Origin of the sequence: Fictibacillus sp. Mic-4, assembly GCF_049843615.1 — a bacterium.
GTDB lineage: Bacteria > Bacillota > Bacilli > Bacillales > Fictibacillaceae > Fictibacillus_A > Fictibacillus_A gelatini.
The window spans coordinates 1-13332 of sequence record NZ_JBBHZM010000034.1; the positions used below are offsets into that span (position 1 = coordinate 1).

The 13332-nt window shown below is 41.8% G+C and carries 12 protein-coding genes; 1 reads left to right on the top strand and 11 read right to left on the bottom strand.

Annotated features, from left to right (window positions below):
• Positions 1-223: 223 nt before the first annotated feature.
• The 4 genes from WD019_RS17415 to WD019_RS17430 all read right to left on the bottom strand — a co-directional run bounded on the left by WD019_RS17415 (position 224) and on the right by WD019_RS17430 (position 5831).
• The gene (locus WD019_RS17415; protein ID WP_026679036.1) at positions 224-2053 is read right to left on the bottom strand and encodes an ABC transporter ATP-binding protein; all 1830 of its coding nucleotides are present in this window, start codon (positions 2051-2053) and stop codon (positions 224-226) included.
• A complete protein-coding gene (locus tag WD019_RS17420) occupies positions 2046-3773 on the bottom strand; it encodes an ABC transporter ATP-binding protein (RefSeq protein ID WP_425712305.1) in 1728 nt (575 codons plus the stop codon). The genes WD019_RS17415 and WD019_RS17420 overlap by 8 nt, the downstream gene beginning before the upstream one ends.
• Before the next feature lie 215 nt (positions 3774-3988).
• Entirely contained in the window at positions 3989-4606 is a 618-nt protein-coding gene (locus WD019_RS17425; protein ID WP_026679034.1) for a PH domain-containing protein, read from the bottom strand.
• 157 nt (positions 4607-4763) lie between these two features.
• Entirely contained in the window at positions 4764-5831 is a 1068-nt protein-coding gene (locus tag WD019_RS17430) for a branched-chain amino acid aminotransferase (protein ID WP_026679033.1), read from the bottom strand.
• Positions 5832-6070: 239 nt separating this feature from the next.
• Here WD019_RS17430 and WD019_RS17435 point away from each other — a divergent pair, with 239 nt between their 5' ends.
• Positions 6071-6343: an HU family DNA-binding protein gene (locus WD019_RS17435; RefSeq protein WP_026679032.1), complete on the top strand. Its 273-nt coding sequence runs from the start codon at positions 6071-6073 to the stop codon at positions 6341-6343.
• Between the two features lie 15 nt (positions 6344-6358).
• Here WD019_RS17435 and WD019_RS17440 read toward each other — a convergent pair whose 3' ends face one another.
• The 7 genes from WD019_RS17440 to WD019_RS17470 all read right to left on the bottom strand — a co-directional run bounded on the left by WD019_RS17440 (position 6359) and on the right by WD019_RS17470 (position 13247).
• Complete coding sequence (locus tag WD019_RS17440) at positions 6359-6976, bottom strand: DNA-3-methyladenine glycosylase (protein WP_425712306.1); 618 nt, start codon at positions 6974-6976, stop codon at positions 6359-6361.
• A gap of 26 nt (positions 6977-7002) precedes the next feature.
• Complete coding sequence (locus WD019_RS17445; RefSeq protein WP_026679030.1) at positions 7003-8076, bottom strand: ABC transporter substrate-binding protein; 1074 nt, start codon at positions 8074-8076, stop codon at positions 7003-7005.
• Positions 8073-8879 carry an ABC transporter permease gene (locus WD019_RS17450; RefSeq protein WP_026679029.1) on the bottom strand — a complete coding sequence of 269 codons (807 nt, stop codon included), beginning with the start codon at positions 8877-8879 and terminating at the stop codon, positions 8073-8075. Before WD019_RS17450 ends, WD019_RS17445 begins: the two co-directional genes overlap by 4 nt.
• Before the next feature lie 9 nt (positions 8880-8888).
• Positions 8889-9680: an ABC transporter permease gene (locus WD019_RS17455; RefSeq protein ID WP_026679028.1), complete on the bottom strand. Its 792-nt coding sequence runs from the start codon at positions 9678-9680 to the stop codon at positions 8889-8891.
• Positions 9670-10776 carry an ABC transporter ATP-binding protein gene (locus WD019_RS17460; protein ID WP_026679027.1) on the bottom strand — a complete coding sequence of 369 codons (1107 nt, stop codon included), beginning with the start codon at positions 10774-10776 and terminating at the stop codon, positions 9670-9672. The genes WD019_RS17455 and WD019_RS17460 overlap by 11 nt, the downstream gene beginning before the upstream one ends.
• 23 nt (positions 10777-10799) lie before the next feature.
• Positions 10800-11342: a helix-turn-helix domain-containing protein gene (locus WD019_RS17465; protein WP_026679026.1), complete on the bottom strand. Its 543-nt coding sequence runs from the start codon at positions 11340-11342 to the stop codon at positions 10800-10802.
• Between the two features lie 285 nt (positions 11343-11627).
• Complete coding sequence (locus tag WD019_RS17470; RefSeq protein WP_026679025.1) at positions 11628-13247, bottom strand: ABC-F family ATP-binding cassette domain-containing protein; 1620 nt, start codon at positions 13245-13247, stop codon at positions 11628-11630.
• Between the last annotated feature and the right edge of the window lie 85 nt (positions 13248-13332).

The following is a 13332-nucleotide window of genomic DNA, read 5'->3' on the forward strand; positions in this document are numbered from 1 at the left end:
TCTCCAGCACTCATTTTTGTCCTTGAGGCTCGTTCTATCGGACAGAATTCCGCCTCCACCCCTTATTTTTGTCCTTGAGAACCGTTCTATCGGACAGAATTCCGCCCCCAGCACTCATTTTTGTCCTTGAGACCTAATTATTGGCCATTCCCCATGGTTCCGGCGAGGTTTGTCATTTGTCCCAAGGATATAATTCTTCAAGCCTTTATACCTTGAACTATACTTAGCTAATGTCTTTATGAAATTGACTATAATAGAGTCCATAGTAAAACCCTTTTTGTTTAAGAAGCTCAGGGTGTGATCCTTTTTCAGTAATTTTACCATCTTGAAGAACAAGGATTTGATCAGCTTTTTGAATCGTATTTAGCCGGTGGGCGATGACAAAGCTTGTTCTGCCTTTCATGAGCCGGCCGAGCGCTTCTTGTATTTTTAATTCCGTGATCGTATCGATGCTGCTCGTTGCTTCATCCAAAATTAAGATCGCAGGATCAGCAAGAATCGCTCTTGCAATTGAAAGGAGCTGCTTTTGCCCCTGGCTAATTCCCCCGCCGTCTTGCCCGAGAATGGTATCATATTGGTCGGGGAGCTTCTGGATAAAGGAGTGGGCATTTGCCAGCATCGCTGCCTCTTCAACTTCCTGATCGGTTGCGTCAAGCCTTCCGTAACGGATATTTTCCCGCACAGTCCCTTGAAATAGAAATGAGTCTTGTAAAACAAAACCCATATGCTGGCGAAGGCTTTCCCTTTTGACCGTCGATAGATCATGGCCATCAATAAAAATCGCCCCGCTATCAACCGTATAAAAGCGGGATAATAGATTAATGATCGTCGTTTTCCCTGCTCCCGTTGGACCGACTAATGCGACCGTCTCACCAGGCTTGACTGTAAAATTGATGCCCCGTACCGTATCTCCCTTTTTTTCATAGGAAAAAGAAACGTTTCGAAATTCTACTTCGCCTTTTACTTCCGCTAGACAGACGGAATCTTTTTCATCTCTCATTTCTTCGTCTTCATCCAATATTTCAAACACTCGATCCGCTCCAGCAATAGCGGAAAGCAGCGTATTGAATTGATTGGAAAGGTCGTTGAGCGGACGTGTAAATTGTCTTGAATATTCAACAAAAATAACGATCACCCCGATTGAAATCGTTCCTTTTAAGGCTAAAATCCCCCCGATGCCTGCAATAATGGCGAAGCTTAAATTATTTAATACGTTCATCAATTTTGGAATAAAGCCGGAATATGACTGGGCCCAGAAGGCGGATTCTTTTAATCTTCCACTTTTCTCCATAAATTCATTGATGACTTTTTGTTCCTGGGAAAACGTTTTGACAATCCGCTGGCCGGAAACAATCTCTTCAATGTAGCCATTGAGTTCGCCAAGGTTTCGCTGTTGCTCCTTAAACAACAGACCCGTCCGGTTCGTAATCCATTTCATTCCAAAGAACATTAACGGTACGATGACTAATGTAACAACTGTAAGAAGCGGGCTTAAAGCAAGCATGACCGCAACCGTACCGATCAACGTTATCAAGCTGGAGAACACTTGAATCACCGAATCGTTTAGTGTGGAGCTTACATTTTCGATATCGTTCGTCACCCTGCTCATTAATTCTCCATGCTGACGCTTATCAAAAAACGAGATCGGTAATTGATGCAGATGCCGGAAAAGCTCGTTTCGCATTTGAAAAACCGTTTTTTGCGCAATGCCGATCATCCAAATGTTTTGCAGCCAGAGCGAAGCGGAATAAAGGATATAAACTCCGGCCAATTCAAGCAAAAGAATCCAAAGCCCTTTATAACTTCCTGTAACGATAAATTTATCAATTCCTTTTCCAATTAAAAAAGGGCCATATAATCCTAAACCGGAACTGAGAGCGACTAAAAGCAAAACAGCCGCCAGCAACCCTTTATTATATGAAAGATATCTCCATATTCTCTTTACTGTACCAATCTTCGCTTTTGGTTTCTTTCTCTTGAAAGTACCGTCTTCGTTTTTTTCTTGATGGTTGACTTTTCTATATCGGAAAGGTTGACCCCACTCTTTAAGCATACCGGGCATCTCCTTTCCCAAATTGAGATTGGAAGATTTGCTTGTAAAGAGAAGAATGCTTTAATAGCTCCTCATGCGTTCCTTTCGTTAGCAGCCTTCCATCTTCAAGAAGCAAAATGTTGTCCGCTTCCATTGCCGTACTAATTTTTTGCGTAATAATGAACGTCGTACACGTATAGTTTTTCAAACATGCAAGAAGTCTCGCTTCCGTTTTTAAATCGAGCGCGCTTGTGCTATCATCGAGAAGAAGAATTTTCGGATTCCTAACGAGCGCTCTTGCAATTGAAATCCGTTGCTTCTGGCCGCCGGAAAGATTGACTCCTTTTTGGCCGATGATCGTTTCATATTGATCAGGCAATTTACAAATCGTTTCATGAATTTGTGCATTTTTTGCCGCCTTGATTATTTCTTCCATTGCTGCACCTTCTTTTCCCCAGGCGATGTTCTCTCTAATCGTACCTGTAAAAAGCAGCGCTTCCTGAGGTACATAACCGATTTGTTTTCTGAGACTATCCAATTTTACCGTTCGAATGTCCCGTCCATCGATAAAGACAGCCCCTTCATTAACATCATAGAGTCGGGGGATTAATTGAAACAACGATGATTTTCCTGATCCTGTCGCACCCATAATAGCCACCGTCTGACCGGCGTCAGCTGTAAACGACAAGTTTTGAAGAACAGGTTCATCCGTTCCTGGATAGCGAAATGAAACATTTGCGAACTCCACGTTTCCTTCGACTTTTTTTATTGAGGTAGCGTCATCTTGATCAAAGAGATCGATGTCCGTTTCAAGCACATCCGAAATGCGTCCCGCTGATGCTTTTGCACGGGAAAAAGCACGAATGATAAAAGAGAGCGGAGAAAAGGCAGTAGTGATTCTTGTTGCATAATTAATAATTGCGACCACTTCCCCGACTTTTGTTTCCCCGCTATGGACTTGTACATTTCCGAACCAGAGAATGCCCATAATGCCTAAATTCATGACTAAAAGCAAAACCGGCATCGTCGTTTCCATAAGCCTTAGCACGGAGACTGTTTGATTTTTCAAATCTTCATTTGCCTTTTTGAACCTGCTGACTTCAAAATCTTTTCGCAAAATCGCTTTAATAAGCCTGATGCCCGCTAAATTCTCCCTTATCACGCCATTAACCGAATCGAGCCTTTTTTGGACCGATTGAAACTGTCTTGTGCCTCTATTCATCGCCCAGATTAAAAATGCGATAAGGAGAGGGATAATGATGGCTAAAAAAATAGCCAGCTTGAAATTGACGATGAGCGCCATGACCGTCCCGCCAATAACCATTAAAGGGGCACGAAGCATAATGCGCAAACTCATAAATACAGTACTCTGGATTTGCGTAATATCATTTGTCATTCTCGTAATAAGTGAAGAGGTTGGATATTGATTGAAGTTGGCAAATGAAAAAGATTGGATCTTTATAAATAGCCTTTTCCTTATATCATAACCGAAGCTCTGGCTTACATGGGAAGCGTAAAAGGAATTGATAATCCCACCTATAAAGGCAAAGAAGGAAATCGCCAGCATGATTCCTCCCCATGTCATCACAACTGGAAGATCTTTATGAAGAATGCCATTATCAATAATTTTTGACATGAATAATGGCTGAAGCAGGTCGACGACGAGCTCAACGAACATAAAAAATATGGCGATTACGATTGAAATTCGGTAAGGCTTTAAAAGCGAAAACACGTTAGACATGCCTGATCCTCCAAACCACGGTTCTTTGCTGATGCTGTTTTGCAATTGTAATCCTTTTCATTTCTAACTATAGCGGTTTTTGTCCCGCTTTTTAAATTATTTGTCCTTCTCATTTTGATTCAATAAATCAAACAAACGTTTAATTAACATATCAGTTCTGTTCTTATAAAGTTTAAAGGACGAAATCTGATATCAACAGATTTCGTCCTTTTTGGTTAATTATTAATATAGCGTTCAAACACAAAGCCAAAATCTTTCACATTGTATTGCTTTTTGGCAGATACAAGCCAATCGAAAGCTCTCTGGTTCAGCTCAGTAAACTGGTCTACGATATTGCCTTCGGCCGGACCCATGCGGTTTAATGTTTTTGAAGCAAGTTCAAGACTCTGCTGTGCATAGTCTAAAATGACTGCATTGTCGCTTGAAATTTCGGCAATTTTAAGGAGCGCTTTATATAAATCTTTCAATTCTTCAAGATGCTTTTTATGCACATCAATTGAATAAAATTGTTCATCGCCGATTTTGAACTTTATTTCAACGTCTATATCTACCGTTCCGGCGGTTTCAAGCGTTACATGGGAGATTTTATTTTTGTAATAATCGAAGCGCCGCAAAACACGCTTTTTGCTAACCGCACTTGTTCCATCCAGATGAATGAGAGCCTTGTTCGTAAAACAATACTCATCCGACTTTGACTTGATGACAAAAAAGATTTTCTCATTATCTTCATGCATTACGTAATCATCGACATCCGTTTTGTTGTAATCTTGAGGTTTAATGACACTTCCTACATCACTTAACCCGAGTGCATCAGCCGCTATCTTCCCAAACATTTTTCCAACCCTTTCAATCATTTTTTAATAGAGCCTGAAAAATTTCTATGTTTCTACTAAATTTTTATCTGCATTCGATTTAATTCCATTTCGATCATAGCACATATTCCATGAAATCCCAAACGAAAAATCCCGTTTACAAACGGGATTTTTGCCTCTATATTTCTACCGTCCAATTAAAGACATCTTCTTCTTTTCCTAATTGGATGTTGGTGATGGATTGATAGATTTGTTTCGAAAGCTCGCCGGTTTCGTAGCCATTAACAATGATCTTTTCACCTTTGTAGTTAAGCTCCCCTACAGGTGAAATGACAGCAGCGGTTCCGGTGCCAAATACTTCTTCCAATTCGCCATTTTGGTGAGCCTTGATAATCTCGTCGATAGGAATCCGCTCTTCCCGAACTTTAACTCCCCAATGCTTTAACAGATGGATCACCGAGTCTCTCGTTACACCGCCAAGAATGCTGCCGTTTAATTGAGGTGTCACCACTTCGCCATTCACTTTAAAGAAAATATTCATGCTTCCGACTTCTTCAACATATTTTTTCTCAATGGCATCCAGCCATAGTACCTGGTCGTAGCCAAGTTCTTCCGCTTTCGTTTGCGCTTTTAAACTCGCGGCATAATTTCCCGCTGTTTTTACATAGCCTACACCGCCAGGGACAGCACGTACATAGAAGTCCTCAACAAATATTTTGACAGGATTTAATTGATCGGAATAATAGGGCCCTACCGGTGATAAAATGACCATGAATTTATACTGCCCTGCAGGCCTTACCCCTAAATATGGCTCTGTCGCAATAATGAAAGGGCGAATATAAAGAGATGTTCCCTCTTCCGTAGGGATCCATTCTTTTTCTAATTCAAGCAGTTGTTGAATTGCTTCTAACACTAATTCTACATCGACAGTAGGAATCCCCATTCTTTCACATGATAAATTCAATCTTTCGATGTTTTTTCGTGGCCTGAACAGCAATGCCTTTCCTTGAGGTGTTCTGTAAGCTTTCAATCCTTCAAAAATCGCCTGCCCGTAATGAAAAACCATTGCAGATGGATCGAGAACTAACGGTTCATAAGGCGTTATTCTCGGATGGTGCCAACCTTTATCCTCATTATAGTCCATGACAAACATGTGGTCAGTAAAGTATTTCCCAAAACCCAATGCATGGGCAGGCAACTTTTCTTTATTCTCCTTTGCTCTAATTAATTCGATCAATTGATTCAACGGTAAGCATCCCTTTCTTGATTTTCGACTTATTTTATTTTTTCATTCGATTATAACAATTTAAAAAATAGAATTCTAGAGAAATTAACCATTTCCATAATTTATCGGTAAAATTCTACTCCGTACGAATGAATGTTTTGTATTTCTGATTTTTTTTGGCTATACTTATAGTGCCTGTTCAAAAAGGAGGACTTTAGCCCCCTCTTTTAGGGCGTGTTTAAAAAGGAGGTATTTATTCAATGAATAAAACAGAATTAGTAGCAAGTGTTGCTGAAAAAAGCGGATTAAGTAAAAAAGATGCCGCTCAAGTTGTTGATTCATTATTCGAATCGATCACTGAGGCATTAAAAAATGGCGAGAAAGTACAATTGATCGGATTTGGGACATTTGAAGTTCGTGAGCGTTCCGCCCGTAAAGGACGCAACCCTCAAACCGGAGAAGAAATCGATATCCCTGCATCTAAAGCTCCTGCCTTTAAGCCAGGGAAAGAATTAAAAGAAGCAACAAAATAAGATGAGCCTTAGCGCTCATCTTATTTTTATTCCCTGCTTATTTTTTGAAACAAACCGGTTCCCTGTTATCCAAAAACGCCACGGGTAGTCCTTTGCTTCTCCCGAGTTCTCTATTCCTATTCTTGGCCCTCGTGAGATCTCTGCCGGCCTGTACCCTTCAGCTAAATATAAAGGAGGATTCGTGAACATCCGTCCATAGTCTTCCATACCAATCCCCAATGCCTTTGTTAATTTTCCGGGACCGTTACTCAATTCCCTTTCATTCTTCGCCCCTCTTCGTTTATACATAAGATCCACCCCGCAATAAGGTTCGAGCGCACGAATCAACACTGCTTCAGGTTCATCGATTCCGCCGCTAACGACATTCACGAGGCAATGAGTGTGCATCGTATACGTATAAACGTGCCCGGCCTCATGAAACATAACTTCTGTCCGTTTCGTTCTCCTGTTCCCGAAACTGTGGGCCGCCCGATCTCCAGGTCCAATATAGGCTTCTGTCTCAACGATAAATCCCGAAGCAATTCCTTCCTCTGTTTCTTTGATTAGTAAACAGCCAAGCAAGGCCATTGCAAGCTCTATTGTCGGTTGTTGAAAAAATTTTTCTGGCAAAGGGGCGGGATGATGATTCTTCATTGTTCCTGTCCTTTCCGCTAAACCTATTATTTCCGGTGCATCTTAAATTCCAGGAAAAGCTCATTGTAATGGGCAAGCATGCTCTTTCCGAGATTTTCATACACTTCCAGCTTTTTCGTCGTTTCTGGATCAGGATAAAACCGCTTGTCATTTGCAATGTTTTTCGGCAAATAGTCGAGCGCCTTTTTGTTTGGCGTGGAATAGCCAATATATTCGGCATTTTGCGCAGCATGTTTCGGATCAAGCATGAAATTGATAAATTGATGGGCCCCATCTATATTTTTTGCCGTTTTCGGAATGACCATGTTGTCAAACCATAAATTTGAGCCTTCTTTTGGTATAACATAATTCAGCTCTTTATTTTCACTGATCATTTCCGCCGCTTCGCCGGACCAAACCACGCCTACTGCAGCTTCTCTATTTGCAAGCAGAATTTTAATTTCATCTCCTATAATCGCTTTTACATTCGGAGTGAGCGAAGCCAGCTTCTTTTTCGCTTCTTGAAGATGGGCTTCGTTCGTATCATTAAGCGAATAGTGAAGGCTATTCAGTCCCATTCCCATAACCTCGCGGGCACCGTCAACAAGCAAAATTTGATTGCGTAAATCTTTGTCCCATAAGTCATTCCAGTTTGTAATCTTTTTTCCTCCAAGCATGGAAGAATTGTAGGCGATCCCAACCGTCCCCCAAAAATACGGGATCGAATATTTATTGTTCGGATCAAATGACAAATCCATAAAACGAGGATCAATGTATTTCAAATTCGGAAGCTTTGAATGATCGATCGGAATAAGCAGATGCTCTTCTTTCATTTTGCTGATCATATATTCAGAAGGCACAGCAACATCAAATGTTGTTCCGCCCTGGGAAATTTTTGTCATCATTGCTTCATTAGAATCGAACGTTTGGTAAATGACTTTAATCCCTGTCTCTTTTTCAAATTGCTTGATTAAATCCGGATCAATATAATCGCCCCAGTTATAGATGGTTAATGTATTGTTCCCCGAATACCCTTCCGTCATGTTCAAACGGGCGGCTAAAAACATTAAGCCAAATGCGACAATGAATATCGTAGCGAAAACACGCACTAGCTGTTTCATCGGCCTCTTACCCCCATTCCGTTTGACTTGCCGGTTTTCTTATTCACAAAATAATAGCCAACGACAAGCATAATCGTAAATAAAAAAATTAGAGTCGACAGCGCGTTAATCGACAATGATATTCCTTGCCGGGCTCTGGAGTAAATTTCAACGGATAAGGTGGAAAAACCATTTCCCGTTACGAAAAACGTGACCGCAAAGTCGTCCAGCGAGTAGGTCAGCGCCATAAAGAACCCTGCAAAAATGCCCGGAGTAATAAATGGGAGCACAACTTTTGATAGAACTTGCCATCGGTTCGCCCCTAAATCACGGGCTGCATCAACCAATGTCGGGCTCATCTCCTGTAGCTTTGGCAGTACCATAATGACGACGATCGGAACGCTAAAAGCAATGTGTGAAAGCAGCACGGAAATAAACCCGAGCTTAATGCCCATAATCGTAAAAAGAATTAAAAAGGATGCGCCAATAATAACATCAGGACTTACAATCAATACGTTATTGAGCGTTAAAAGCGAATTTTTCACTTGCCGTTTCCTCAACATTTGAATCGCAAGTGCGCCGATGACACCGAGAATGGTCGAAATGGCGGCTGATAGTAGCGCAATGACAAGCGTATTTAAAACGATAATAAACAGGCGCGTGTCGTGAAACACTTCTTTATACCATTCAAGCGTAAACCCTTTAAAATCGTGCATTGAACCGCCGCTATTGAACGAATAGTACATCAAATAAAAAATCGGAGCGTAAAGAATAACAAAGATGACAATTAAATAAACGTTTGCCAGTTTTCGTTTTGCTCTCATGTGACATCCTCACCTCCGACTTCCTGTTAAAATCATGATGATGGCCATCGCAATGATTAAAAAGACAGCGATGGTCGAGCCCATTCCCCAGTCCTGGGTAACGAGAAAATGCTCTTCAATTGCCGTACCGAGTGTAATGACGCGGTTTCCGGCAATTAATCGGGCCAGCATGAATAAAGACAATGCCGGAATAAAGACGGCCTGGCACCCCGACTTTACCCCATCAAGCGTCAATGGAAAAATGACACGCCGAAATGTCGTCCACGGCGAAGCTCCGAGGTCGCGTGCCGCATCAACAAAAGACGGGCTTAGCTCTTCCAGCGAGTTGAAAATGGGCAAAATCATAAAAGGAATGAAAATATAAACCGATGTAAAGACAAAGCTAAAGTCGGTGAATAACAGCTGTTTTTGCCCGATTCCGAGCGTTTCCAGAAGCGCATTTGCCGGGCCGAACGCACCAAAGATGCCGAGAAAGGCATACGCTTTTAAAAGCAAATTGACCCATGTCGGCAAAATAATGAGAAGCAGCCACAGTTGCTTATGTTTCGTTTTCGTTAAGAGAAGCGCAGTTGGATATGCAAGCAAAAGGCAGAATACTGTAATTAAGAAAGCATACCAGAATGAGCTGAGCGTCATGCGTAAATAGACCGGTGTAAAAAACTTTTTATAATTTAAAAGCGTAAAATGCCCTTCAATATCGAAAAAAGAATAATAGACGACAAGAACAATCGGCGCAATGACGAAAAGGACAATCCATAACACATAAGGAATTAAATAGATATTTCTCGTTCTACTTTGCATGGCCGGCCTCTTCGTACGCTTCCAGGCGTTTATCAAATTCTTCTTCCGTTTCTCCAAAACGCATGACGTGGATCGCCTCAGGATCAAACGTCAGGCCAATGTTATCGCCAACTACCGCTTTTTTCGTTGAATGGACGAGCCATTCATTGCCGTCTTCATCAAAACAACAAATCTCATAATGGACTCCGCGGAACAGCTGGGAATCGACGCGAACTTGAAGTTTCCCTTGTTCAGGTGTCGTAATTTGCAAATCTTCCGGTCTGATGACGGCTTCAACGGATTCATCAGGATGAAAACCGCCGTCCACACATTCGAATTGCTTCCCATTAAATTCAATGAGAAAGTCCCGGATCATTTTCCCCGGTACGATATTTGATTCTCCTATAAAATCGGCAACGAACCGGTTGATCGGTTCATCATAAATATCCGTCGGCGTCCCGCTTTGTTGGATTTTCCCTTCATTTAAAACAAAGATTTCATCAGACATGGCGAGCGCTTCTTCCTGGTCGTGGGTGACGAAAATAAAGGTAATTCCGAGCCGGCGCTGGAGTTCTCTTAATTCATATTGCATTTCGGTTCGTAGTTTCAAATCAAGGGCTGAGAGCGGTTCATCAAGTAAAATGACTTCTGGCTCGTTGACGATCGCCCGTGCAATCGCAACCCGCTGCCTCTGCCCACCAGACATCTCCCTGATTTCCCGTGCTTCATAGCCAGCGAGATTGACAAAACGAAGAGCTTCCTTTACTTTTTCCTCAATGTCGGACTTTTTCATTTTTTTAATCTTTAGTCCAAAGGCGACATTTTCAAATACATTCAAATGCGGAAATAGTGCATAGTCTTGAAAGACCGTATTGACCTGGCGCTTATTAGCTGGAAGGTTATTAATCACTTTTCCGTTAAAGTATATCTTTCCTTTTGACGGCTCGATAAATCCTGCAATTAGCCGCAGAATCGTTGTTTTCCCGCAACCTGAAGGACCAAGCAGCGTATAAAATTTCCCGCGCTCGATTTCAAAACTGACATCATTAAGTACAGCGGGGTCGTCATCATATTGTTTCGTGACATGTTCAAAGCGAATAATCGTGCGATCTGCCATTGTAACACTCCTATCGGTTAGATTTATAAATAAGAATCTGTGGCAACAAGAAGCAACTCTGACGGGCCATCATCGTCATTGATGATCTGGTGTTCATCTGATGCATGAAAGTAGATCGATTCACCTGCTTTCGCAAAATAGGTCCGTTTGCCCAATCTGACGGCAATACGGCCGCTTAATACAAAGGCAAACGTTTCAGAAAGAGACGGCTCAAACTGTTTGAACTCCCCTTTTGCCTGTAGCGTCAAGCGAACAGGTTCCATTTCTTTTTCGTTCGACTCCGGTACGAGCCATTGAATGCGGTAACCCCGTTCTTCATCAATGAATCCGGTTTGATCCTCTTCCTTGTAAACGACTTTTTGTTCCCGTTCTTCTTCATCAAAAAACTGTTTCGGGGTGCAGCCAAGCACTTCTAAAATGTCAAAAAACGTCTCCATTGATGGCGAGCTTAAATCTCGCTCCAACTGCGAAATGTACCCTTTGCTTAAATCTGTGCGCTCTCCAAGTTCTTCCTGAGTCAACCCTTTTTTCAAGCGCAAATTTTTTATTTTTTTCCCAATTTGCATCGTGTACCCTTCCATCCTGTTTACTAATAGTAAACTTCAAGACAATAAAGTTTATTGATGCAAAACTCAAAGTTTACTATAAATCTTAGTCTATTATACATAATGATGGAGGAAATGAAATAAGAATTTTTTTCTGCAATCAAGAAAGAATTAAGAAATGCCAGGTTTTCACTGTGTGAAGACAAAAATGTGGATTTTTCAGAAAAAGTTTGGCGGAACATTTGCTAATTGTACGTTTAACGCAATAAAAAACTTGAGCGCGGGAAATCCCCGCGCCCAAGCTTCTTATTGATACATCGCTTCTCGTTGTTTTTTCAGCTCTTCATTTTCTAAATACTCGTCATAGGTCATCTGTTTGTCGATTAAGCCGTTTGGCGTGATTTCGATAATGCGGTTCGCAATCGTTTGGACGAATTGATGGTCATGAGATGTGAAGAGAAGCGATCCTTTATAGTTAATCAATCCATTGTTAAGCGCCGTGATCGACTCGAGATCCAGATGGTTCGTCGGATCATCCAGGAGCAACACATTGGCCCCGCTCAGCATCATTTTCGACAACATGCAGCGAACTTTTTCCCCGCCAGATAAAACGGTGCATTTTTTCAATACTTCTTCTCCGGAGAACAGCATTCTTCCAAGGAATCCGCGTAAGAAACTTTCCGTTTGATCATTTGGCGAATATTGTCTTAGCCAATCGACCAGGTTCAATTCGCCATTCTCGAAGTATTTCGAGTTGTCTTTCGGGAAATAAGCCTGAGACGTTGTGACGCCCCATTTATACGACCCGCTGTCCGCATCCATTTCTCCCATAAGAATTTTAAACAATGTCGTAATCGCAATTTCATCTTTGCCGACAAATGCAATTTTATCGCCTTTGTTCATCATAAAGCTGACATTGTCGAGCACTTTTACTCCGTCAATCGTCTTCGTAAGCCCTTCGACGCGTAATAGATCGTTTCCAATCTCCCGTTCAATCGCGAAATTCACGTATGGATAACGGCGAGTTGAAGGTTTAATGTCATCGAGCGTAATCTTCTCGAGCAGCTTCTTCCTTGACGTCGCCTGTTTGGATTTGGAAGCATTCGCGCTAAAGCGGGCGATAAAGCTTTGCAACTCTTTAATTTTTTCTTCTTTTTTCTTGTTCGCTTCCTGTGCCATTTTTAACGCGAGCTGGCTTGATTCATACCAGAAGTCGTAGTTGCCGACATACAATTGGATTTTGCCAAAATCGAGATCCGCCATGTGCGTACAAACTTTGTTCAAGAAATGGCGGTCGTGGGATACGACAATAACGGTATTTTCAAAGTTAATAAGGAATTCCTCAAGCCACTGAATCGCCTGAAGGTCCAGGTGGTTCGTCGGCTCATCCAATAGGAGGATATCGGGCTTTCCGAACAGCGCCTGTGCTAAAAGAACTTTCACTTTTTCCGCGCCTGTTAATTCGGCCATTTTTTTATTATGGAGCTCTTCCCCGATTCCTAGCCCTTTTAAAAGGATCGCCGCTTCAGATTCTGCCTCCCAGCCGTTTAGCTCGGCAAATTCACCCTCTAATTCTGCGGCTCGCATTCCATCTTCATCCGTGAAATCAGGCTTCATGTAAATCGCATTTTTTTCCTGCATGACTTCATACAAACGCGCATGGCCCATAATGACCGTCTGAAGCACTTCATATTCTTCATATTCGAAATGGTTTTGCTTTAAAACGGCAAGACGCTCCCCCGGAGTAATATGAACATCGCCCGTTTGCGGTTCAATCTCGCCTGAAAGTATTTTTAAAAAGGTCGATTTACCCGCGCCATTGGCACCGATTAACCCATAACAGTTTCCAGGAGTAAACTTAATATTCACTTCTTCAAAAAGCTTTCGCTCACCATAGCGAAGCCCTACGTTCGTCACTGTAATCATTGAATTTCTCCTTCTACTTATGCTATTACTGATTGTATCATAGATTGGCAAAGGAAATTAGTGCAATTAGTGGAAGTTCTTAATG